This window comes from Streptomyces sp. 3211.6 (assembly GCF_003634815.1).
Classification (GTDB): domain Bacteria; phylum Actinomycetota; class Actinomycetes; order Streptomycetales; family Streptomycetaceae; genus Streptomyces; species Streptomyces katrae_A.
The window spans coordinates 7,211,806-7,234,102 of the sequence record NZ_RBXC01000001.1 but is presented as its reverse complement, the minus strand read 5'-3'; the positions used below and the strand labels follow the sequence as shown (position 1 = coordinate 7,234,102).

The window sequence follows — 22,297 nt, the reverse complement described above, 5'->3', positions numbered from 1 at the left end:
CTACGTGAGGCGTGAGGAGGGCCCGGATGCGTGCGCGCAAGGAGTGCGGGGACGTCCCGGTGGAGCGGATCGGGGTCGGTGCGTACACCGTGCCGACCGATGCCCCGGAAGGGGACGGGACCCTGGCCTGGGATTCGACGACCGCGGTGGTGGTGGAGGCGGACGCCGGGGGTGTCCGGGGCCTGGGCTGGACGTACGCCCCGGCGGCGGCCGCGGAGGTGGTGCGGGAGCTGCTGGCGGAGGTGGTCGAGGGCCGTGACGCCTTCGGGGTGCCGGGGCTGAACGAGGCCATGTGCCGGGCGGTGCGCAACGCGGGACGGCCCGGGATCGCCTCGTGCGCGATCTCGGCGGTGGACATCGCCCTGTGGGACCTCAAGGCCCGCCTGCTGGGGCTCCCGCTGGCCGACCTGCTCGGGGCGGCGTGCCCGGAGGTGCCCGTGTACGGCAGCGGCGGCTTCACCACCGCGCCGGACGAGCGGCTGCGGGCGCAGCTGGAGAGCTGGGTCCACGGGCTGCACATCCCGCGCGTGAAGATCAAGATCGGGCAGGACCGGGGCCGGGCCGTCGGCCGCGACCTCGCGCGGGTGGCGCTGGCCCGGGAGGTGATCGGGCCCGGGGCCGAGCTGTACGTGGACGCCAACGGCGCCTACGCGCGGGGGCAGGCGCTGCGGGTGGGGCGCGAGCTGTCCGCGTACGGGGTGCTCTGGTTCGAGGAGCCGGTGTCCTCGGACGACCTGCCGGGGCTGCGGCTGCTGCGCGACCGCCTCGACTGCGATGTGGCGGCCGGGGAGTACGGCTACGACCTGCCCTATTTCGCGCGGATGACGGCGGCCGGGGCGGTGGACTGCCTGCAGGCCGACGCCACCCGCTGCGGCGGGATCACCGAATGGCTGCGCGTGGCCGCGCTCGCCCGGTCGCAGGGGCTGGAGCTGTCGGCGCACTGCGCCCCGCACGTCCACGCCCACCCGGCCGCGGCGGTGCCGGGCTTCCGGCACATCGAGTGGTTCCACGACCACGCCCGGCTGGAGCCGGTGCTGTTCGAGGGCGAGGGCCTGCTGGACCCGTCCGGGGGCACGGTGCGCCCGGCGGCCTCGGGGGCGCCCGGGCTCGGGCTGGCGCTGCGCCGGTCGGGAGCGGAGCGCTACCGGGTGCTCTGAACCGCGCCCGCGCCCGCGGCGGCGCGGGTTGGGGCCTCCTGGTCCGGGTAGCCGCCCGTACAGCGGAAAGGGGGTGAGCCCCACGGAACGGCGTCGCGGCGGACCCCGTCCCGGACCGCGGCACGTGCCGCGGCCGTTGCGGGACTACGCGCTGCTGGCCGACGGGGAGCGGGGCGCGCTGACCGGGCCGGACGGCGACGTGGTGTGGCTGTGCGTGCCCGGCTGGGACGATCCCGCGGTGTTCTGCGAACTGATCGGCGGCGCGGGCGCGTTCACGGTGCGTCCGGAGTGCTCGTGGAAGGTGTCGGGCGGGGCGTACGACGAGGGCTCGCTGATCTGGACGGCGCGCTGGACGATGCCGGACGCGGTGGTGGAGTGCCGGGAGGCCCTGGCGGCCCCGGCCGAGCCGCACCGGGTGGTGCTGCTGCGCCGGATCCGGGCCGTGTCGGGGGCCTCGCGGATGGCGGTGCGGCTGGCGGTGCGCGGGGAGTACGGCAGCGCGCCCGCGCCGGTGCTGCGGCGGGCCGGGGAGGGGCTGTGGGAGGGGGCGCGCGGATCGCTGCGGGTGCGGCTGCGGGGCCCGGAGGGGGCGCGGGTGGGACCGGACGGGGAGCTGGGCGCGCTGGTGGACGTGGCGCCGGGCGGTGGGTGCGATCTGGTGCTGGAGGTGGGTGACGGGCCGCTGGGCGAGCCGGTCGACGCGGAGTCCGCGTGGCGGCGTACCGAGGGGTTCTGGGCCGGCGCCGTGCCCTCGTGCTCCGGGCTGACGGCGGCCCGGGACGTGCGCCAGGCGTACGCCGTCCTCACCGGCCTGACCAGCCCGCGGACGGGTGCGATGGTGGCGGCGGCGACCACGTCCCTGCCCGAACGGGCGGACGCGGACCGGGACTACGACTACCGCTACGCCTGGCTGCGCGACCAGTGCTACGCGGGCCAGGCGGTGGCGGTGCACGGCTGGCACCCGCTGGCGGACGCGGCGGTGCGCGTGGTCACCGAGCGGGTGCTCGCGGACGGGCCCGGGCTGCGGCCCGCGTACCGGGCCGACGGCTCGCCGGTACCGGCCGAGCGGCGGCTTCCGCTGTGCGGCTATCCGGGGGCGACGGACCGGGTCGGCAACCACGCCGGGGACCAGTTCCAGCTCGACACCTTCGGCGAGGTGCTGGAACTCCTGGCGGCGGCCCGCGAGGACCGCCTGCCCGGGGACGGGGCCCGGGCGGCGGTGGTGGCCGGGAAGGCCCTGGAGGAGTTCTGGGACCGGCCCGACGCGGGCCTGTGGGAACTGGAGCCGGCCTGGTGGACCCATTCGCGGCTGGCCGCGGTCACCGGACTGCGCGCGGCCGCGCGGGAGATCGGCGGGGCGGAAGCGGACCGCTGGTCGGCGCTGGCGCGGACGGTGCTGCGGGAGACCCGGCGCCGCTGCCTGCACTCCTCGGGCCGCTGGCAGCGCTCCGCCACGGACACCGGCCCCGACGCGGCGCTGCTGCGGCCCCTGGCCTCGCCGTACTGGCCGGGCCCGCGGTCCGTGGCGGTGGCCACCCGGGAGGCGGTGGCGCGGGAGCTGGCGGTGGACGGGTTCGTGTACCGGTTCCGGCAGGGCGACGGCCCGCTGGGCGAGCTGGAGGGCGCCTTCCTGCTGGGCGGGTTCCAGATGGCCTCGGCCTGCCTGGCGCACGGCCGGCCGGCGGAGGCGGGCCGCTGGTTCGAGCGGACCCGCACGGCCGTCGGCCAGGCCGGGCTGTTCGCCGAGGAGTACGACGTGCGCAACCGGCAGCTGCGGGGCAACCTGCCGCAGGCGTTCGTGCACGCCCTGCTGCTGGAGAGCGCGGTACGGCTGGACCGCGCGGGGGGCTGAGCCGGCCGGCCGTGCGTCCGCGGGCCCGGTGGGGGCGGCACCCGGACATGGCCGGATGTGACAGAAGCTGGTCATTGCAGCCATCCGGTGGGGGCGGAATGATCGGGGCATGCTCCCACCGCACAGGATCGTCATCGTCGCCTTCCCCGGCGCCGAACTGCTCGATGTCACCGGCCCGGCCGAGGTGTTCTCCGTCGCGACGCGCGTCGCCGGACCCGGGCGGCCCGGGTACACCGTCCGGGTCGCGACGGCGGGCGGGGGGCCGGTGGTGACCTCCAGCGGGCTGCGGCTGATGGCCGACCTGGCACTGGAGGAGGTGGACGGGGCCGTGGACACCCTGCTCGTGTCGGGCGCGGTGGAGGTCGGCGAGAACGGGGTGGAGCCGGTGCTCGACGCGGCGGTCGTCGACTGGCTGCGGGGGGCCGCGCCCCGGGCCGGGCGGGTGGGATCGGTCTGCGCGGGCGCGCACCTGCTGGCGGCGGCCGGGCTGCTCGACGGCCTGCCCGCCACGACCCACTGGCTCACGGCCGCCCGGCTGGCCGCCGACCACCCGCGCGTCGCCGTCGACCCGGACCCCCTGTTCATCCGGGCCGGGCGGCTGTGGACCTGCGCGGGGATCACCTCGGGGATGGACATGGCGCTCGCGATGGTCACCGAGGACCACGGCCCCGAACTCGCCCTGGCCACCGCCCGGATGATGGTCATGTACGTCAAACGCTCGGGCGGTCAGAGCCAGTTCAGCGTGCCGCTCGCGGTAGCGGACGCGCCCGGCGGGGACCGGATCGACGAGCTGCGGGCCTGGATCGGCGAGCACCTGACCGAGGACCTGTCCGCGGAGGCGCTGGCCGCACGGCTGCACCTGAGCGTGCGCCACTTCTCGCGGCTCTTCCGCCGCCGGACCGCCACCACACCGGGCGCGTACGTCGAGTCCGCGCGGCTCGAAGCCGCGCGCAGGCTGCTCCAGGACAGCGAGCACGGCCTGCCGGAGGTGGCCGCCCTGAGCGGACTCGGCTCGGTGGAGAGCCTCCACCGCTGCTTCCGGCGCCGCCTGGGCACCACCCCCGCCGAATACCGCCGCCGCTTCCGCTGACGCCCCCTCACCCCGCCTGCCCCGGCACCCCCTTTGCCCACCCCTGCCTCCCCCCCCTCCCATGGAGAACTCACCGTGTCCGCTGCCACCCGAGTCGTCCCGATCCCCGTCCTGGGCCGCCACCACATCAACGCCTACCTGCTGCTGGGCCGCAGGCCCGTGGTCGTCGACGCCGGCACCCCCGGCAGCGGCCGGAAGATCCACGACGCGATCGCCGCGCACGGGGTGGACCCGGCCGACCTGTCGCTGATCGTCCTCACCCACGGGCACATCGACCACTTCGGCTCGGCCGCCGAACTGAGCCGGCTGACCGGCGCCCCGGTCGCGGGCCACGTGGCCGACCTGGGACCGTTCCGTACCGGCCGGGTCCGCGAACCGTACCTGCCCACCGGCCCGATGGGCCGCCTGATGGCCCGCAACGCGAAACTGCACGCGCGGGCCGAACCGGTGGAGCCGGAGGTGCTGTTGCGGGGTGAGACGGACCTGTCCGACTTCGGGATCGAGGCGCGCGTCATGCCGACTCCGGGACACACCGCCGGATCGGTCTCGGTGCTCACCGGGCGGGGCGACCTCGTCGCGGGCGATCTGATCGCCAGCTCCTTCATGGGGCTCATCCCGGGCAGACCGGCCAACCCCCCTTTCCACGACGACCCCGTGGGCAACCTCGCCAGCCTGAAGCGGATGCTCGACCTGGGCCCGGCCCGGCTCCACGTCGGCCACGGCAGCCCGCTGGAACCGGCCCGGGTCCGCCGCTGGGCCGCCCGCGAGGAGCGGCGCCTCACCCGCCGCCGGGCCGCCGGCCGGCTGCGGACCCGGCCGGCTCAGGATCCGGGGGCGGCGGACTGACCCGGTTCGCACGACATCCGTGTGACGTCGGTGTCCTATGACATCTGTCATCCCGCACAGGTGATCACGGGCCCTGCCGCCCGTCCCCTCCCCCCCGGCGAGGATGACGGTCGACGCAACGACCACGGGGGACCGAAGTGAACATCCTGAAGAAGAAGACGACGGCCGGACCGGCCGAAGAGACCAGCACCGAGAACCTCACTCCGGCCGACTACCGGCTCCCGGTCTGGTTCTTCGGCTTCGAGGGCGTCCTCGCGGCCGCCTTCGACATCATCAAGGCCTTCCCCTCGGCCTGGCCGGTCCTGCTGGGGCTGCTGGTCGTCAACATCGCCGTCTCGCTGACGATGATGCGCCGGCGCCTGAAGCTCGCCAAGGCCCTGTGGCGGGGCAAGGAGACCCGCAAGGTCGCGATCGCCCTCGTCGCCCTGCGGATCGGCAGCCACTTCGCCCTCAACGCGCTGGGCTTCGCCGTCGCTTCGACCCTCGGTCACGCCCTCTTCGCGGTGGTCATGGCCACGGTCACGATCGGCCTGCTGGCCTACTCGCAGGAGACGGCCGTGCGCGCCCTCACCCGCACTCCGGCCGGGCGCTGACCGGCGGCGCCACCGGCGCCCGGGGCCGTCCTGCCCGGGCGGCCGGGTCGCTCACGGCTCCCCGGGGGCGGCCGCTGCGGCCCGCTGGGAGGGGATGGCGCCGTCGCGGTCGTGCTGGAGGGCGAGCAGTTCGCGGAACAGGCCGGGGGCGGTGGACAGTTCGCCGTACGTGCCCTGCTGGACGACCCGGCCGTGGTCGAGGACGACGATGCGGTCGGCCACGGCCACGTTGGTGAGGCGGTGCGTGACGAGGACGACGGCGCGGTCCCGGGCGGCCCGGCGCAGATGGGTGAAGATGCGGTGCTCGGCGCGCGGGTCGAGGGCCGAGGTGGGTTCGTCCAGCACGAGGAGGCCGGCGGGGCGGTAGAAGGCGCGGGCGAGGGCGATGCGCTGCCACTGGCCGCCCGACAGGTCGGTGCCACCCAGCCACTCGCGGGCCAGGAGGGTGCCGAGGCCGGAGCGGAGTTCGGCCACGACCTCGTCGGCGCCGGTGGCCCGGCAGGCCTCCCACACACCGGCCTCGTCGCCGTCGCGGCCGTCGCCGCCGGCCGGCTGGCCGAGGGTGATGTTGTCGCGGGCGGTCAGGGGCCAGCAGGCGTAGCGCTGCGGGACCATGGCGACCTGCTTCCACGCGGCGTGGGGGTCGAGGGCGGTGGTGGGGTGGCCGTCCCAGGTGACCGTGCCGGCGGTGGGCAGGTGCAGCCGGGTGAGGAGGTTGGACAGCGTGGTCTTGCCGGAGCCGTTCTCTCCGACCAGGGCGACGATCTCGCCGCGGCGGACGGAGAAGTCGATGCCGTCGAGGGCGTTGCGCTCGCTGCCCTCGTACCGGTAGACGAGCTTCTCGGCGCGGACCTCGCCGGGGGCGCCGGGGACGACCTCGCCCGCCTTCAGCCGGTAGCCGCCGGTCTCCTCCAGGAACCGTGACCAGTCGTCCATGTACATGCCGGTGCGGAAGATGACGGCGGACATCCGGACGACGCCCTGGACGGAGCCGGTGACCGTCCGCAGGGCGAGGACGGCGGTGCCGGCCGCCGCCACGGACAGGTGGCCGGTGGCCAGGAGGGCGACGAGCACGCCCCAGACGAGCGCGGACGCCGCGCCGCCGCCGAGCGCGCCGAGGAAGGCCATCCGGGCGCCGTCGGTAACGGCCTGCCGGTGGACCTCGGTGACGCGCCCGGTGATGCGGCGGTAGGTGCCCAGCAGGAACGGGGCCATCGTCCCGGCACGGATCTGGTCGGCGGCGTGGCTGTCGGACAGGTGCCAGCGCAGGACGCCGAGCATGCGGCTGTGCCCGGTCATCCGCACGCCGGCGGTGTAGGTGACGCGGGCGCTGTGGATCTGGGCGATGCCCTGCGGGATGCCGGCGAGGACGAGGAAGGGGATGAGGACGGGGTGGAGGGCGCCGAGGACGAAGGCGCCGGCGAGGAGGGAGGCGAGGGCGGCGATCAGTTCCTGGCCCTCTTCGATGATGTCCTTGGCGACGACGGCGCCGCGTTCGGCGTTGTCCCAGCGGTCCTTGAAGCCGGGGCTGTCGTAGGCGGCGAGCTCGGAGGTGGTCGCCGCGTCCAGCAGCATCAGCTCGCACTCCTGCTGCATGAGGGGCGCGAGCCGGGAGGAGAGCCAGGTCACGACGATGTACAGGCCGGCGCGGAGTCCGGCCGCGGCGGCGAGGACCGCGACCGAGGGCCAGGCGTCCCACAGCCGGCCGGTGATGTCCCCGGAGGAGATCAGGGCGGTGATGGTCGAGGTGGTGGCGAGCAGGCCGGTGGCGGCGGCGGCACCGGAGACCGCCTGGCAGGCCATCAGGACCACGACCGAGCGGCGGTCGACGCGCCAGGCGACGCTCAGGGAGCGTGTGAGGAGGTGCGGGAGCCGCCGGGCCATGTGCCGCAGTGTGATGAGCTTGGTCGCCTCCCATCTGCTGTCCCGCTCGAACGCGAAGGCGAGTTCTTCCTGGACCCGTTCCTGTCCGTCGCTGTCGCCGTCGCCGTCGCCGTCGCTGTTGCCGTCGCGGTTGCTGTCCTTGCTGGTCACCGGCTGCGCCTCCGTGGGTGCGGGAAGCGCCAAGTCTTCGGCAGGAACGGGGTGTCCGGAAGCCCTGGGCGCGACGGGTCACCCGAAGGTGTCCCGGGGGGCGCGCGCCCGCGCTCAGGGCGCGGCGTCCCCTCCCCCGGCCTCCTGCCCGAGGTCGGTCTCGGCACGCCGCACGAACCGCTCCCAGCCTTCGGCGGCACGGACGCGCAGGGCGCGGCCCGGGGACGCGGGGCCGGGCTCCTGCATCTCGAAGGTCCGTCCGCTGGCACCGGGCTTGCGGCGGGGCAGTGAGGGGGTGGTGGACATGCGCCTTGCTCCTCTTCCGGCGGGGGACGCGGCGGGCGGGGCCGGGGGCCGCGGTCCGCTGCGAGGGGGAGCACGTCCGGAGCGGACGGGCGGCTCCGGGGTGCGGTGACCACCTTGGCCGCCGGAGGGCCGATCGATCAATGGTCGCGTCACGACGGATTCGGCACGACGTCACCGCCGGGTCCGGGCAGCCGTACTCCGCAAGGGCGATGTCCCCGGCCTTGGCGAACTGCGCGGCGGGCAGGGTGCGCATCGGCCAACGGGCCACCGACCGCATCGCGAGGTCGCGCAGCCGGCTGCCCAGGCGTCCCGCGGGCGCGCACCCGGCGGCTCCGCCGGGCGGCAGTTCCTGCGCCCGGGTCACGTAGGGGCGCATGACCGCGTCGTACCGCCGCAGGGCGAGGGCGCCGGGCGAGCGTGTTCCGGCGACCCGTGAGATCACCCGGCAGTGGGGCGTCGCCATGGCGACCGCGAGCAAGGTGCTGGCGGAGCTGCGCCGTGAGCCTAACCGCAGTCGCCGAGGATCGGCCCCGAGCCGTCGGGTGTGTAGGTCGCCCACAGCATGAACAACTCCAGCAGAACCGCCGGACCGTCGAACAGGACGCACACGAGGGCAAGCAGCCCCGGCCAGGTGTCCCGGAGCCGCAGGCCGGAGCGGCGGCGGATCCACCGGGCCAGGAGGAGACACACGGCCATGGCCGACAGGCCGAGGACCGGCCCCGACCACGCGACGAGGTATTCCGACTTCGGAAACGGCAGGTGCCGGCAGGCCGCCTGCTGGCGGTGCACCCAGTCGCTGTCGATGCCCTGGACGCTCCAGGAGGTGACCACGCCGAGCAGGGCCACCACCGGGACGAGCAGTGCCGTGACCACCATGCCGGGCGTGACGGCCGTGCGGTCCTGTGCGGGGCCGGACAGCGCCGCGGGAGGAGTTTCCATCAGTACCAGTTCGGGTGTGGTCGGACGATGTGGACACGCTGCTGGCCGTGGTTCCTCGTGGCCACGTGCTCGCGGCTGTCCAGGCTCACGTTCTGGAACGAGCTGGTGTGCTGGGTCAGTTTGATGTCGCCGTCAGGGGTCACCGAGGTGACCACCGCCGCGTGGTAGATCTCTCCCTGGGGCTCGTCCGGGTCGGCAGCGACCTGCTCGTAGAAGACCACGTCACCCGGACGCGCCTCTGATCGCGTGATTTCCTCACCACCGTTGCGCAGGAGGAAGCCGTGCAGGCCTTTGGCCTGCGACCACGACCGGGAGTGATAGGCCCGTTGGTCGAGCCAGGGAACCCCGATGCCGCTCTCGCGTCCCCAGGTGTTGTCCCCGCGCGGTCCCATCCAGAAGTCGAACTTCTTCTGCATGCCTCCGGCCTCGAGGGCCGACGACGTGAAATTGGCGCAGTTGTTCTTGAACTCGAGATCGTCCTTCTTGTCCCAGTGGTCGAGCGCGTACCGCACCATCTCGACCCGGTCGATCTTTCCGTCGGGACCCCGGAGTTCGTGTCCGACCTCCGGCGGAAGGCCGTTGAGGTCGGCGAGGGTGACCGGATCGGCCCGCATGAGGTCCTGCCGCTGCCGGGGCGTCAGGCCGTCCCACCAGGCGCGTACCAGGTGTGGGTCCTTGCCGACGGGGATGTTCGCCCTGAGGATGTCGAACTCGATGTGGGACGCCTCGACGAGGATCTCGTTGTGCGCTCGTGAGGTATCTGAGACGTTGATGGTTCCCGCGAGTTTCTCCAGTTCGGCAGAGGCCTTCGAGTCGGCCTGGGAGGCCTCGCGGAGGGCTTCCTCTATCAGCCCGTCGACCTCGGTGATGCGTCCCTGCTCCCGGGCATAGGCGTCGCGCACGTTCTGCGGAACGTTCGGTCCCGTGGGTACGGCTCCCGTGTACACGCCCACGGCTCGACCGTCCTGAATGCTCAGCCCGTAACCGCCGGCCAGTTCGACGGCGTGAAAGAGTGTGCGCTGGGCGTACCCCATCGAGTGGGTCAGCGCGTCGAGGACCATGGCGACGCCCTTCATGATGTCGCCGCCGGCCTCCAGCCGGTCGGCCAGGTCTTCCAGCCTCTTGCCGGCCGTCTTGCCGGTGGCGTCCGCCCAGTGGTCGTCCAGGGGCTTCTTCCCCTGCGCCCGGATGTCGTCGGCGGCGGAAGAGGAGCGCCGCGCGAGGTCGACCCAGTCGTCCGCCGCCTTCTGCCACTGGTCCACCCGGCAGCCGTACAGGTCGTGATAGGTGACCACAGGTCAGTTGCCCCCGAAGTCGGCGAGGCCGTGCTGGAGTCGGGTGAAGGCGTCCCTCGCCTGTGCGTCCGTGGTGTCGTAGGAACGAGCCGTAGTGTGAAGGTGGTCGGCCATCGTGTTCATCTGCCTGCCCAGGTCGACCATGTGGTCCTCCCAGGCGGACGCGCACCGCTTCAGGGCCGCGGCGGAGGCCCAGCCGTGGTGGCCGTCGGCTGCCGTGTCGCTCGAGTCCAGCGACCGCCGGAGGTTGTCCAGCGCCTCTTCCGCCGCCGAGCGGGCGCCGCCCGCGCTCTGTCGCACGTAGTACGTCTTGATGTCTGTGTCCACGAATCCCTCATGAGCTGTCGGAGACACCCTAACCTCGATCATCTGTACGGACTTGCCCCCGCCGCGCTCGTGTGCAACGACGTGCCCGCATGCGCTGCTTGGCGGGTCTGGGTTTTCGCCCGACAGGGCTCAGCTAGCCAGGCGGCGCGGGGCTGCCCTGGCTGCGGAGGCGGGGCGGTGGGGGCCGGGGCGGGCGCGCGCCGGGGGTGGGCCGGGTGGGGGACAGCGGGGTGGCGGTGTGGGGTGGGGCGGTGAGGATCGGGGGTATGGGCGTCGTCGTGCCGGTTCTCTTCGCGCTGTTCGCCGCGTTCAGCAACGCGCTCGCGACGGTGCTCCAGCGGCGGGCCTCGCTCACCGTGCCGCAGAGCGAGGGGTTCCGGTTCGGGCTGGTCCTGGACCTGTTGCGGCGGCCGCTGTGGATCGGGGGGATCATGGCGGTGATCGCGGCCGGGGTGGGGCAGGCCGTGGCGCTGGCGACGGGCGCGCTGTCGCTCGTGCAGCCCCTGTTCGTGCTGGAGCTGCCCCTCGCGCTGCTGATCGCCTCGCTGATGGCACGGAGCCGGCTGCCGGGGGCGGTGTGGCTCGCCGTGGCCGCGGTGGTGGCCGGGCTGGGTGTCGTGCTGGTGGCCGCCTCGCCCGCGGGGAACCGGACGCACGTGCCGCTCGACCGGTGGGTGCTGACCCTGCCGGCGTGCGCGGGGGCGGTGGCGGTGCTGGCCGTGGCGGGGCTGCGGCGGCCGCCGGGCCGGATGCGGGCCGGGTGCCTGGGCGCGGCCACCGCCGTCTGTTACGCGCTGACCGCGGCCCTGATGAAGTCGGCCGTGCACATCCTGGGCGCGGGCGGGGCCGGGGCGTTCCTGACGGCCTGGGAGACGTACGCCTTCGGTGCGGCCGGCATCTGCGCCGTCCTGCTCCTCGAGCACGCGATGCAGGGCGGGCCGCTGGTCGCCTCCCAGCCCGCCCTGACGCTGGGCGACGCCGGGGTCAGCGTCGCCCTGGGTGTACTGCTGTACGAGGAGCACCTGCGCGCGCACTGGTGGCTGCTCCCCCAGCTGCTCGGCCTGGCCCTGATCTGCGCCGGGGTCCTGGCCCTGGCCAGGTCGGGGGCGGGAGCGGAGGCAGAGGCGGGGGCGGGGGCGGCGTGACCGGTCAGAGGGCCACGACGATGACCGCTGCCGCCTTCCCGTCGCGCACGAGGGTGCTCCACCTCCCGTCCGCCGCCCGGGCGGGGCGCGGGGGTACGGCGGTGTTTCCGGTGCCGGGCATCCGCGAGGCCGCGAACACGCCGGGAGCCACGCGCACGGCACCGGCTTCCATGGCGGCGGCGAGGAGGGAGATGCGGTAGATCTGGCTCATGGGGATCTCCTGGGAGGAGTGCCGGGTGCAGGGGGGAAATCGCCTGGGGTTCGGCTGGTGGGGGGTCGGGCTCCTGGCTTCCATTGGGCCGCGGACGGGGGCGTCCCGTCACGTCCCGGCAGTTCGGGGCTTGACGGCCGTCCGGGTGACGTGCGGGGGGTGGAGGGCTGTGTCAGGCTGGGCGCAGGCCTCGGACTTCCCGGCGGACTTCCGGCGAAGCCCGGCAGCCGCGGCGAACGGAGCGCGCTGTGGGACATCCGGTCCGGTGTGCCGTACTGCGGCGGCGTGTGGGGGCCGGGTGCGCCGCGCTGCTGCTGGCGGTGTTCGGGGCGGGGGCGTCAGCCCGCGCGGCCCCCGGTCCCCCGCCGTCCCCCTCGTCGTCCGGCCCGGGAGACGCGGGGCGGCTGCCCCCGCAGATCAGGGAGATCATGGGCAAGCCCGAGTACCGGCATGCCCAGTGGGGGCTGCTGCAGACCGGGCCGGAGGGCGGGCCCGTGGTCCGCGGCATGTTCCCGGAGCAGTTCTTCATCCCGGGGTCCACCGCGAAGCTGTTCTCCGTCTCCGGCACCTGGCGGACGCTGGGAACGGACCACCGTTTCGTGACGCCCGTCTACGCCGTCGGGCAGCGCAGCGGGGGCACGCTGACCGGGGACCTCGACCTCGTCGCGCAGGGCGACCTCACCCTGGGCGGCCGGACGCGGCCCGACGGGACGGTCGCCTACACCGACCTCGACCACACCTATGCCAACGACTTCCCCGGCGCCACCCTCACCCCGGAGAACCCCCTCGCGGGGATCGACGAACTGGCCCGGCAGGTCCGCCGGTCCGGCATCACGCGGGTGGACGGGGAGGTGGTCGTGGACAGCCGGCTGTTCGCCGCCGACCCCGTCCTCGACCCCACGCCCACCCCGCTGATCGTCAACGACAACCTCGTGGACCTGCTGACCACGCCCGGCGACCGCCCGGGTGCCGACGCCCGGCTGGACTGGCGGCCGAAGGTGGCCCCGTACGAGGTGACGTCGGCGGTGAAGACGGTGGCGGCGGGCAAGCCCACGGCGGTCACCGTGACGGCCGACGCGACCGGTACCCGGATCCGGCTGTCCGGCACCATCGCCGCCGGCTCCGCGCCGCTGCTGCGGACCTCGCCCGTCACGGACCCGGCCGCCTTCGGCCGGACCGCGCTCATCGAGGCGCTCGGCCGGGCCGGGGTGGAGGTCAGCGCCGCCGCGACGGGGGCCAACCCGGCCGGCCGGCTGCCGCGCGACTACGAGGGGGACCCGCGGGTGGCCGCGTACACCTCACCCCCCTACGAGCAGTACGCCAGGCTGATCCTCAAGGTCAGCCACAACCTGGGCGCCAACCTGGGCATCTGCCTGATGGCCGTCACCGCCGGCAGTGCGCAGTGCGCGGACGGCTTCCCGGTCCTGGCCGCGTTCCTCGGCCGGGCGGGCGTCGACCGCGGACAGGTGGAACTCATGGACGGCCGCGGCGGCAACCCCGCCGACCGGGCCACCCCGCGGGCCCTGGTGCAGATGCTGGCGTACTGGCAGCGCGGCCCGGACGCCCGGCGCTTCCGGGAGGCCCTGCCCATCCTGGGCGTCGACGGCCTGCTGGCCGCGAACTGCCGCAGCTGTCCGGCGCGCGGGAAGGTGTTCGCGAAGACCGGTGCGGCCGTCGGCGGCGACGCGCTGGGCAACGGGCTGGCCGTGGGCGCCATCACGATCGCCGGGTACCTCGACCGGGGCGGCGGCCGCTTCGAGCCGTTCTACGCGGGTGTGAACGGGGCGTCGACGCCGAACACCGACCCCGCGGGCATCCTCTCCATCGGCAACGACGTCGCCCTCGTCGCCGCCGCCCTCCAGGAGACGCCCGAAGGGCCCTGAGCCGGGCTCCGCGCCGGTCGTGCGGGCCCCGGCCGCGGTCGTGCCGGTCAGGCGGTCACCTTGGCGACGAACGCGGCGAGGTTCGCCACGGTACGTTCGATCTTCTCCTCCAGCGTGAGCGTCTCGGGGAGCCGTGCGCCCGGGCCGGCCTCCTTCATGCCGCGCACGTACAGCGAACAGGCGAGGTCGTCGCACATGTAGACGCCGACCGAGTTGCCCTGCTGCCCGGCCTTGCCGGCCTTCGGGGCGACCATCAGGGAGACTCCGCCGTCGTGGGCGGTCAGGCAGATCCTGCACAGGCTGCGCCGCCCCTGCCCGGCGCCCGCCGCGGGGCGGCGCAGGGCGAGGGCGCCGAGCCGGCCTCCGGCCTCGGTCACCAGGTAGGCGCGCCCGGGCGACTGGGGGTCGCGCCAGCCGAGGTAGTCCAGGTCCTCCCAGGGGCGGTCGGCCAGGTCGCGGGGGACGGTCAGCCGCTTGGCCTCGCCCTTGGTGCAGTTGACGAAGGCGGCGCGGATCTCTTGCTCGGTCAGTGGCTTCATGAGGAGCACGCTAATTTGCCTAAAGGCTTTAGGCAAACGCATAATCACCATAGGTAGATGGTGAGGACAGTCGGCGGGCGGCCACCGGCCGCGGGAGCTGTGAGGGACGGGCATGGGACGCATCGGGTTGACCACGGACCGCCTGGTGCGGGCCGGGGCGGAGCTGGCCGACGAGGCCGGCTTCGAGCAGGTGACCGCCTCGGCGCTCGCCCGGCGGTTCGGCGTCAAGACCGCCAGCCTGTACTCGCACGTACGCAACTCCCGCGACCTGAAGGCGAAGATCGCCCTGCTCGCCCTGGCGGAACTCGCCGAGCGCGGCGCCTCGGCCCTGGCCGGACGCGCGGGCAAGGACGCCCTGACCGCCCTGGCGGACGTCTACCGCGACTACGCCCGCGAGCACCCCGGCCGCTATGACGCGTCCCGGTTCCGGCTCACCCCCGAGGAGGCCGCCGCGAGCGCCGGCCCACGGCACTCGGAGATGATGCGGGCGGTCCTGCGGGGCTACGACCTGGCGGGCCCGGACCAGACGCACGCCGTCCGCCTGCTGGGCAGCGTCTTCCACGGCTACGTCAGCCTGGAGCTGGCCGGCAGCTTCAGCCACAGCACCCCCGACTCCCAGGAGAGCTGGTCATGGACCCTCGACGCCCTCGACACCCTGCTGCGCACCCGGGCGGCGAGGTGACGTCCCGCGCCGCCGGGCCCCTGACCACCACGCCCGTCACCGCGGAGCTCCTGCGCGGGGCCCTCGACACCGAGCACACCGGACGCGGCCTGCTGCCCCACCGGCTGCCGGCCCGGGCCCGGGCCCAGAACACCGACGGGCAGCTGGCCATGGCCGAGTCCCAGCCCTCCGGCGTACGGCTGGCCCTGCGCACCGCGGCGACCGCCGTCGAGCTGGACGTCCTGCCCGTCAAACGGGTCTACGCGGGCGCCCCGCCCCGTCCCGACGGGGTCTACGAGCTCCTCGTCGACGGCCGTCCGGCCGGGCGGGCGACCGCGGCGGGCGGCGACACCCTCACCATCGACCCCGCGACGGGCGGCGTCGAGCACCGCAGCGGCCCGGCCGCCACGCTGCGCTTCCCGGGCCTGCCCGGGCGGATGAAGGACGTGGAGATCTGGCTGCCGCACGACGAGACGACCGAGCTCGTCGCCCTGCGCACCGACGCCCCCGTCGCCCCCGCGCCGGACCGCGGCCGCAGGGTGTGGGCGCACCACGGCAGTTCGATCAGCCAGGGTTCCGGCGCCGCGGCCCCCACCGGCACCTGGCCGGCGCTCGCGGCCGCCCTCGGCGGGGTGGAGCTGGTCAACCTGGGCCTGGGCGGCAGCGCACTGCTCGACCCGTTCACGGCGCGCGCCCTGCGCGACGCCCCGGCCGACCTGATCAGCGTCAAGCTGGGCATCAACCTGGTCAACACCGACCTGATGCGGCTGCGCGCCTTCACCCCCGCGGTCCACGGCTTCCTCGACACCGTCCGCGAGGGCCACCCGGACACTCCGCTGCTGGTCGTCTCGCCGCTGCTGTGCCCCATCCACGAGGACACCCCGGGGCCGACGGCCTTCGACACCGCCGCGCTCGGTACGGGCAAGCTGCGCTTCCGGGCGACGGGTGCCCCCGCCGAGCGCGCCGCCGGGAAGCTGACGCTCACCGTCATCCGCGAGGAACTGGCGCGGATCGTGCGGCAGCGGGCGGACGAGGACCCGCACCTGTACCACCTCGACGGCCGCGAGCTCTACGGCGAGGCCGACGCCGCCGGACTGCCGCTGCCCGACGCCCTGCACCCGGACGCGGCCACCCACCGGCGGATAGGCGAGCGCTTCGCCGCACTGGCCTTCGGCGAGGGCGGCTTCTTCGGCCCGGTGCCGGGCGGTCAGCGCCGGCAGGTGTAGTGGGTCAGCCGGGAGCGGGCCTCCTTCTCGGATATGCCGAGGGCGGTGGCGATCGACTCCCACGACAGGTCGTCGGCCTCGGCGATGTAGGCGGCGTCGCGGGCCACGCTCCTGGTGATGCGCTCCAGTGCGGCCACGGCCTTGAGGGCGGCCACCGGGGCCTGTCCGGCCAGGTTGTTGAGCTGGTCCTCGACGCGGTCGAGGAGGTCGGCCAGCTCGGCGGGCAGCGGCACGGTGCGGGCCTCGACCTCGTCGAGGTGGCGTTCCCAGTCGTCGCGGGGCCCTTCGATCACCTGCTCGTAGAGGCCGGAGGGGTCCTGGGGCCGAGGGTCGACCGGATAGTGCGCGGCGCCGCGCCAGCCGCAGGCGCAGGCGGCGCGGGCGGCGGCGGCCCGGGGCCGGTCCAGGATGCCGGTGTAGGCCCACCACTCCCGCGTCTGGCGGAGGTCGCGGCCGCCGCCCGGGTCCAGGGAGACCGGGCCCGGCTCGGTGCCGTCCGCCAGGAGCGCACCGGCCCAGCCTTCGTGCGAGGCCCCGAAATCCTCCGCCGTCCACCCCATGCCCACTCCCCGTCAGCCGTCCCGCGCGGCCGCGCCGCCGGGGGCGGCGGCCGCGTGCTCTCGCCCCACCCTGCCCATGTCCGGGAGGGGTCAAGCGGCGTCCGCCGACCGGTTCGCGGCGCGCGGGGCGCGCGCGCCGCGAACCGTGCGCCCCGGTCAGCGGGTGCGCGGCACGTGCTGGGTGACGCAGTGGACCCCACCGCCGCCCCAGGCGAGGATCCGGGCGGGGGTGCCGAGGACCTCCCGGCCGGGGAAGAGGGGGCGGAGCCGGTCGAGGGCCGCGGTGTCGGCCGCCGCCTCCCCGGAGAGGGGGACGATCACCTGGGTGGCGGTCAGGTAGTAGTTGGTGTAGCTGAAGGTCTCGACCAGCAGGCCGTTCTGGCGGAAGTGCGGCTGCTGTTCCATCTCCACCAGGTCGAAGGGGCGTCCGCAGGCGTCGGTGGCGGCTTGCAGGACCGTCTTGTTGGCGGCCATCCGGGCGTGGTTGGGGCTGGCGGTGTCGGGCTGGGTGTGCAGGAGGATCCGGGCGGGGCCGAGGTAGGCGGCGACGAGGTCGACGTGCCCGTTGGTGATGGTGTCGTTGGCCAGCCCGTAAGGGAGCCAGATGAGCTTGGTGGCCCCGTAGGCGGCGAGCAGGGTGGCCTCGATCTGCGCCCGGGTCATCGTGGGGTTGCGGTTGGGGTTGAGCAGGCACTCCTCCGTGGTGATGAGCGTGCCCTGGCCGTCGGTGATGACGGAGCCGCCTTCCAGGACCATCGGGACGTCGCGGCGCTCCACACCGAGCTGTGCGCAGACGCCGACGGGCAGGAGGTCGTCCTTGTCGTACGGGTACTTGCCGCCCCAGCCGTTGAAGGCGAAGTCGAGTCCGATCCGGCGGGACTTGGCGGCGTTGAGGGCGAAGATGGGGCCGGTGTCGCGCGTCCAGCAGTCGTTGACGGGGTATTCGACGACGGTGACGGTGGGGCCGCACTGGGCGCGGGCCTCGTCGGTGTGCCCCGGTCCGGCGAACATCAGGACCGGCTCGGTGCGGGCGATGGCACGGGCGATGCCGGCGATCTCGGCCTGGACGTCGGGCAGCAGGGAGCCCCAGCCGTCGGTGCGGTCCCAGGGCCAGGACATGACGCAGCAGGAGTGGTCCTCCCATTCGGCGGGCGCCGTGTACTTCTCCGCCGAGGCGGTGGACGTGTCGGCGGTCGCGGCCGTGCCGGCGGCCAGGGCGCGGCCGCCGAGCAGGGTGGCGGCGGTGGCGGTGAGCGCGGCGGCTCCGAAGCCTCTCCGGGACATCGACGGCAAGTTCATGACATACCTCCTGAGGGGTGGGCGGGGTGGTGCGGCGAACGGTCCGGGGGCCGGCGCGGTGAGCCGGGCGGCCCCCGGAGGGGTGGTGGTCAGGAGAGCCCGGCCGCCGGTTCGGCGGAGCGGTCCGCGTCCGGGCGCGCCGGCTGCGGCTCCAGGGTCCGGAGCTTTTCCTGGGGGCGGCGGACCAGCAGGTAGAGCAGGCCGGCCGTGATGACCACGCCGGTGCCCAGCAGACCGGCCCAGATCTGGTACCACGGGGCGCCGGGCGGGGCCAGGACGGCCCGGGGCCAGCAGACGTTGGCCACCTCGAAGGCCGTCCAGAGCACCGCGAGCACGTTCAGGAAGGTGCCCTTGCGGCCGAGCCGGATGTGCCCGGACGGCACCCATGTACCGCGCAGCCGGGCGATGAGCGCGGCCAGCGAGACCAGGAAGAACGGCAGGAAGGTGGCGGCCGTGCCGAAGGCGATCAGACTGCCGATGGCGGTGGCGTTCAGGCCCAGCAGCAGGGCGGAGCAGCTGACGGCGGTGGAGGCCACCAGGCCGCCGATGGGCGCCTGGCGCCGGTTGACCCGGCGGACCTGGCGGGAGAAGGGGAAGACGCCGTCGCGGGCGAGGGAGTAGACGCCGCGGGCCGCTCCGCCCTGGGAGGCCATGGCGCAGGCGAGGAAGCCGACGAGCACGACGAAGACGAAGGGCTTGTCGGACCAGGAGCCGAAGGAGGTGACCACGGCGGTGGTCACCGGGTCGAGGTCCTGCCCGGCCACCACGGCCGCCGGGTCGGGGTGGGCCAGGGCCACCGCCATGGCGTTGAGGATCACCACGGTGCCGACGCTCAGCAGGGCCCACCACATGGCGCGCGGCACCTGCCGCCCGGCGTCCTTGGTCTCCTCGGCCGTCGAGACGCAGGCGTCGAAGCCGATGAAGCCCCAGCCCGCGACCGCGAGGACGGCGAGGAAGGCCATGACCGTGGAGCCGCCCGACAGCTGCTCGGCGCCGAGCGTCTCGGTGAAGAGGGAGAAGCCGTGCTTGCGGAAGAACAGCAGCAGGCTGAAGCCGACCAGCACCGAGGCCACGGCCTCGGCGGCGATGCCCAGCGAGACGAAGAGGCTGAGGATCCTGATGCCGAAGGCGTTGACCAGCATGCAGCCCAGCAGGATGGCGGCGGCCACCGCGACCATCGCCGCGGGCGTCGGCGCGATCCCGGCCAGGGCGAAGACCCAGGGCGCCGCCAGGTAGGCGACGGTGGTGTTGCCGAACATGACGGCGAACTGCCACACCCAGCCGCTCATCCAGCCGAACGAGGGCCCCAGCAGCCGGCGCCCCCACTGGTAGGGGCCCCCGGCGAGTGGCCACTGGGAGGCCAGCTCGGAGTAGACGTTGACGACCAGGCACTGGCCGAGCAGGACGACGGGCAGTGCCCACACCCAGGCCGGTCCGGCGATGGTCGTGCCGACCATGGAGACGGCGTAGAGGGCGACCACGGGCGAGACCACGGCGAAGCCCATGGCGATGTTCCCCAGGACGCCGAGGCTGCGGCGCAGCTCCTGCTCGTAGCCGAGGGCGCTCAGCCGGGCGGCGTCGCCGTCCTGCGGGGTGGCGGTGGCGTCCTGCGGGGTGGCGGTGGCGGGTCTGCCGCCGGTGGAGGGTTCGGGCACGTGACACCTCGGAGGGCAGGGGGAGCCGTCCGGCAACGGCCGGGAGCGCTCCCCGAACTAAATCTAACCTTGTTAGGTAACGGGGTTGCGGGGACGTTAACGCGCCCTCGGCCTCTTGGGAAGACCTGCCGACGGGTAACCTGGCGCCGGAAGAGGGGGAGTGCCGCCGTGGGCCGACCGAGCCAGCCGCTGCTGAGCCGCGCGATCATCGCGCGCGCCGCACTGGAACTGCTCAACGAGGAGGGCCCGGACGCCCTGAAGATGCGCTCGCTGGCCGACCGGCTGGGGGTGCGGGGCGCTTCGCTCTACCACCACGTCGCGTCGAAGGAGGACCTGCTCGACGCGGCGTCGGAGCTGCTCAACGAGGAGATCGACCTCGGCCCGCTCCAGGACCCGCAGTGGCGCCGGGGCATCGCCGAGTACGCCCGCGGGTACCGCCGCGTGTACCTCCGGAACCCCCACATGATCGCGCTGGTGGCGCGCCGCCGGGTCGAGGCCGACCGGGCCCTCCTCAGCTACGACGCGCTGCTGACCGCCCTGGTCCGGGCGGGCTGCACGCCGGACGGAGCGGCCGAGGCGGCGGCGGCCCTGGACTACCTGGTCCTCGGCTCCGCCCTGGAGACCTTCACGGCGGGCTTCACCCGCTCCCCGGCCGACTACCGGCCCGGGTACCCGGCCCTCGCCGACTCCCTCGAAGCGACCCGCTCCCGCCCCGGCGGCCTGGCCGGCCTGGACGACCGCGGCTTCGAACTGGGCCTGCGCCTCGTCCTGGACGGCCTGGCCGCCCAGCTGGCGGACGAGGGCTGACGGGGCGACACCCGCGGGGCTTCGGGCTTCGGGCTTCGCTACGTGGGCCCTAGACGGGCCGGACCGTACGGGGGCCCGCGCAGGCGACGCCGTACGCGGCGACCCGCTCGCGCAGCGCGCGGTCCGCGGTGACGACCGTGCAGGGCCGGCCGGCGTGGGCCGCGGCGAGCTCCACGATGAGGTCGTCCCCGCTGCCGGACGCGGACTCGACGCGCACCCCCGGCACGGACTCGACCCCCCGGGCGGCTCCCTCGACGACGAGGATGACCTCCTCACCGGCGTCCCGCACCGCGAGCCGGTCACGCAGCCGCTCGGCGGCCGCCTTGCGGTCGCGCCACCACCCGTCGGGCACGGAGCCGACGACGTTCGCGGCGTCGACGATCAGCACCGGACGGGTGCTCACGACGCCTCCCGGCGGCACCGGACGCGGCGTGGCGCGGTCCACATCTCTTGCTCGGTCACGGTCGGCGATTCTGCCACGCCGCCGTCCCGGAGGCGCCCGCCGGGGGCTGGGGGCCGGGGGTCAGAACCAGGTGATGGTCAGGGGGAAGGACGTGCCTGCCGTGGCTCCCGTGGAGTCCGTTGCGGTGGCGATGATCTGGGTCGTGCCGGTGCTCCAGGGTTTGCCGGTGATGCGGCCCGAGGCGGGGTCGAGGGTCAGGCCCCAGGGGAGGGTGGTCGTGGCGTAGCGGACGGGGGGTGTGCCGCCGGTGGTGGTGAGCTGGATGGTGCAGGGCTGGGTGAACGTGCAGCTCCGGGGGCCGGGGCTGGGGAAGCCCAGGTTGCCGGGGGTCGGGGTGGGGGTTGGCGTGGGGGTGGGGGTTGGCGTGGGGGTGGGGGTCGAGGTGCAGGCGGGGGTGGCTTCCGGGGGGAGGGGGACCTGCCAGATCTGGGGGTCGTTCTCCGAGCCGACCAGGAGGTGGGTGCAGTCCGCGTACGTGATCGCCTCGCCCTGGGGCTGGGACGGGAGGGCGACGTCCGCCAGTTTGGTGCCCGCCGTGTCGTAGACGGAGGCCGTGTTGGCGCCCAGGGGGCCGCCGCTGCGCAGGGCGTACGAGGCGCCGCTCGGGGAGAAGGCTCCGTCGGTGGCGAACACCGGGGCCGGGCCGACCGGGGTGAGGGTGTTGACCTGGCCGGTCAGCGGTGGGAGCGGGGCTTGGTAGAGGCGGCCCGGGGCGCCGATCTGCTTGGCGGCGATGAACATCCGGCCGGTGAGCGGGTCGGCGAGCAGGGACTCCGCGTCGTGCCGGCCGTCGGCGTAGGCGAAGCGGTAGGTGGTGGGGGTGACGGTGGCGTTCGTGAGCTGTTCGGGTTCGGGGAAGCCGTGGACCGTGATCTCGGCGCGGCCGGCGAAGTTGTCGCCGATGTCTCCCACGAGGACGGCCGGGGAGCCGGTGGCGGCGTCCTTGCCCAGGGACAGGCCTTCCCAGTCGGTATTGGTGACGCCGGCGAGCGTGAAGGTGGCCTTCAGGATGCCGGTGGGGCCGGTGCAGTCGATCGCGAAGACCTGGTTGGTGTTGCCGCTGTCGTTGACGGCGTAGAAGACGCCCGGGTGCCGGCGGCTCATCGCGAGCCCGCTGAATTCGGTCAGGCCCGGCGGCAGGGTGCACTTCTTCTCGGCCGCCGGACCGGCGGCCGGCGCAGGGGCCGGGGCGGGCGCCGCTGCGGCGTCGGCGCCGGCCGCCCAGGCCAGCGCGGGCAGGAGCGTGGCCAGGGCAGCGGTCGCGAGGGCGGCGGCCCGTGGGGGTGTCAGGAGTCGGGGCATGCGGACCATGGGAGTGGGGCGCGGCGGACATCGCCAGGGGCGGGCGACGCCCGTTCGAGCATCGTCCAATGCCGTGCGGGCATACCGCCGTTCGGCGCGCCGGGCCC

The 22,297-nt window shown here is 74.5% G+C and carries 22 protein-coding genes; 10 read left to right on the top strand and 12 right to left on the bottom strand.

Going from position 1 to position 22,297, the window contains the following annotated elements:
• Positions 1–26 precede the first annotated feature (26 nt).
• The 5 genes from BX286_RS33115 (at position 27) to BX286_RS33095 (ending at position 5,538) form a co-directional block, all read left to right on the top strand.
• The gene (locus tag BX286_RS33115) at positions 27–1,157 is read left to right on the top strand and encodes an enolase C-terminal domain-like protein (protein ID WP_079423552.1); all 1,131 of its coding nucleotides are present in this window, start codon (positions 27–29) and stop codon (positions 1,155–1,157) included.
• A gap of 124 nt (positions 1,158–1,281) precedes the next feature.
• Positions 1,282–3,009, top strand: coding sequence for a glycoside hydrolase family 15 protein (locus BX286_RS33110; protein ID WP_121017336.1), 1,728 nt, complete (start codon positions 1,282–1,284; stop codon positions 3,007–3,009).
• A 109-nt stretch (positions 3,010–3,118) separates the two neighbouring features.
• Entirely contained in the window at positions 3,119–4,099 is a 981-nt protein-coding gene (locus BX286_RS33105; protein ID WP_121017334.1) for a GlxA family transcriptional regulator, read from the top strand.
• Between the two features lie 75 nt (positions 4,100–4,174).
• On the top strand, positions 4,175–4,945 hold the full coding sequence (locus BX286_RS33100; protein ID WP_121017333.1) for an MBL fold metallo-hydrolase: 771 nt from the start codon (positions 4,175–4,177) through the stop codon (positions 4,943–4,945).
• Between the two features lie 137 nt (positions 4,946–5,082).
• Positions 5,083–5,538 carry a hypothetical protein gene (locus BX286_RS33095; RefSeq protein WP_121017331.1) on the top strand — a complete coding sequence of 152 codons (456 nt, stop codon included), beginning with the start codon at positions 5,083–5,085 and terminating at the stop codon, positions 5,536–5,538.
• 51 nt (positions 5,539–5,589) lie between these two features.
• Here the strand turns inward: BX286_RS33095 and BX286_RS33090 are convergent, their stop codons facing one another.
• The 5 genes from BX286_RS33090 to BX286_RS33060 form a co-directional block, all read right to left on the bottom strand.
• The gene (locus tag BX286_RS33090) at positions 5,590–7,572 is read right to left on the bottom strand and encodes an ABC transporter ATP-binding protein (protein ID WP_261993585.1); all 1,983 of its coding nucleotides are present in this window, start codon (positions 7,570–7,572) and stop codon (positions 5,590–5,592) included.
• 114 nt (positions 7,573–7,686) lie between these two features.
• The gene (locus BX286_RS33085) at positions 7,687–7,878 is read right to left on the bottom strand and encodes a hypothetical protein (protein ID WP_121017330.1); all 192 of its coding nucleotides are present in this window, start codon (positions 7,876–7,878) and stop codon (positions 7,687–7,689) included.
• Positions 7,879–8,382: 504 nt separating this feature from the next.
• Positions 8,383–8,817 (bottom strand): hypothetical protein, encoded by a 435-nt coding sequence (locus BX286_RS33070; RefSeq protein WP_079423567.1) that lies wholly within the window; start codon positions 8,815–8,817, stop codon positions 8,383–8,385.
• Positions 8,817–10,112 (bottom strand): amidase domain-containing protein, encoded by a 1,296-nt coding sequence (locus BX286_RS33065; RefSeq protein ID WP_121017328.1) that lies wholly within the window; start codon positions 10,110–10,112, stop codon positions 8,817–8,819. Before BX286_RS33065 ends, BX286_RS33070 begins: the two co-directional genes overlap by 1 nt.
• A 3-nt stretch (positions 10,113–10,115) precedes the next feature.
• Positions 10,116–10,439 (bottom strand): type VII secretion target, encoded by a 324-nt coding sequence (locus tag BX286_RS33060; RefSeq protein ID WP_187344246.1) that lies wholly within the window; start codon positions 10,437–10,439, stop codon positions 10,116–10,118.
• A 266-nt stretch (positions 10,440–10,705) separates the two neighbouring features.
• On the opposite strand from BX286_RS33060, the gene BX286_RS33055 reads away from it, so the two are divergent.
• Positions 10,706–11,584 carry a DMT family transporter gene (locus BX286_RS33055; protein ID WP_121017325.1) on the top strand — a complete coding sequence of 293 codons (879 nt, stop codon included), beginning with the start codon at positions 10,706–10,708 and terminating at the stop codon, positions 11,582–11,584.
• Positions 11,585–11,588: 4 nt separating this feature from the next.
• Here BX286_RS33055 and BX286_RS33050 read toward each other — a convergent pair whose 3' ends face one another.
• Positions 11,589–11,795: a hypothetical protein gene (locus BX286_RS33050; RefSeq protein ID WP_079423574.1), complete on the bottom strand. Its 207-nt coding sequence runs from the start codon at positions 11,793–11,795 to the stop codon at positions 11,589–11,591.
• Positions 11,796–12,043: 248 nt separating this feature from the next.
• Here BX286_RS33050 and dacB point away from each other — a divergent pair, with 248 nt between their 5' ends.
• The gene (gene dacB, locus BX286_RS33045) at positions 12,044–13,678 is read left to right on the top strand and encodes a D-alanyl-D-alanine carboxypeptidase/D-alanyl-D-alanine-endopeptidase (protein WP_237292531.1); all 1,635 of its coding nucleotides are present in this window, start codon (positions 12,044–12,046) and stop codon (positions 13,676–13,678) included.
• Positions 13,679–13,725: 47 nt separating this feature from the next.
• Here dacB and BX286_RS33040 read toward each other — a convergent pair whose 3' ends face one another.
• The gene (locus BX286_RS33040) at positions 13,726–14,217 is read right to left on the bottom strand and encodes an FBP domain-containing protein (RefSeq protein ID WP_121017806.1); all 492 of its coding nucleotides are present in this window, start codon (positions 14,215–14,217) and stop codon (positions 13,726–13,728) included.
• A 112-nt stretch (positions 14,218–14,329) separates the two neighbouring features.
• Here BX286_RS33040 and BX286_RS33035 point away from each other — a divergent pair, with 112 nt between their 5' ends.
• Complete coding sequence (locus BX286_RS33035) at positions 14,330–14,899, top strand: TetR/AcrR family transcriptional regulator (protein WP_121017324.1); 570 nt, start codon at positions 14,330–14,332, stop codon at positions 14,897–14,899.
• Complete coding sequence (locus BX286_RS33030) at positions 14,848–16,104, top strand: GDSL-type esterase/lipase family protein (protein WP_121017322.1); 1,257 nt, start codon at positions 14,848–14,850, stop codon at positions 16,102–16,104. Before BX286_RS33035 ends, BX286_RS33030 begins: the two co-directional genes overlap by 52 nt.
• Here BX286_RS33030 and BX286_RS33025 read toward each other — a convergent pair.
• The 3 genes from BX286_RS33025 to BX286_RS33015 all read right to left on the bottom strand — a co-directional run bounded on the left by BX286_RS33025 (position 16,086) and on the right by BX286_RS33015 (position 19,618).
• Positions 16,086–16,664 (bottom strand): hypothetical protein, encoded by a 579-nt coding sequence (locus tag BX286_RS33025; protein WP_121017321.1) that lies wholly within the window; start codon positions 16,662–16,664, stop codon positions 16,086–16,088. The two genes, BX286_RS33030 and BX286_RS33025, sit on opposite strands and share 19 nt — an antisense overlap.
• 156 nt (positions 16,665–16,820) lie before the next feature.
• On the bottom strand, positions 16,821–17,963 hold the full coding sequence (locus tag BX286_RS33020; RefSeq protein ID WP_121017319.1) for an agmatine/peptidylarginine deiminase: 1,143 nt from the start codon (positions 17,961–17,963) through the stop codon (positions 16,821–16,823).
• An 89-nt stretch (positions 17,964–18,052) separates the two neighbouring features.
• On the bottom strand, positions 18,053–19,618 hold the full coding sequence (locus BX286_RS33015) for an APC family permease (RefSeq protein WP_237292534.1): 1,566 nt from the start codon (positions 19,616–19,618) through the stop codon (positions 18,053–18,055).
• Between the two features lie 168 nt (positions 19,619–19,786).
• Between BX286_RS33015 and BX286_RS33010 the strand changes: the two genes are divergently transcribed.
• Complete coding sequence (locus tag BX286_RS33010; protein WP_079423583.1) at positions 19,787–20,425, top strand: TetR/AcrR family transcriptional regulator; 639 nt, start codon at positions 19,787–19,789, stop codon at positions 20,423–20,425.
• 49 nt (positions 20,426–20,474) lie between these two features.
• On the opposite strand, the gene BX286_RS33005 is transcribed toward BX286_RS33010, so the two are convergent.
• Positions 20,475–20,828, bottom strand: coding sequence for an NTP pyrophosphohydrolase (locus BX286_RS33005; RefSeq protein WP_107438207.1), 354 nt, complete (start codon positions 20,826–20,828; stop codon positions 20,475–20,477).
• Positions 20,829–20,948: 120 nt separating this feature from the next.
• Entirely contained in the window at positions 20,949–22,190 is a 1,242-nt protein-coding gene (locus tag BX286_RS37675; protein ID WP_261993584.1) for an Ig domain-containing protein, read from the bottom strand.
• Positions 22,191–22,297: the final 107 nt, after the last annotated feature.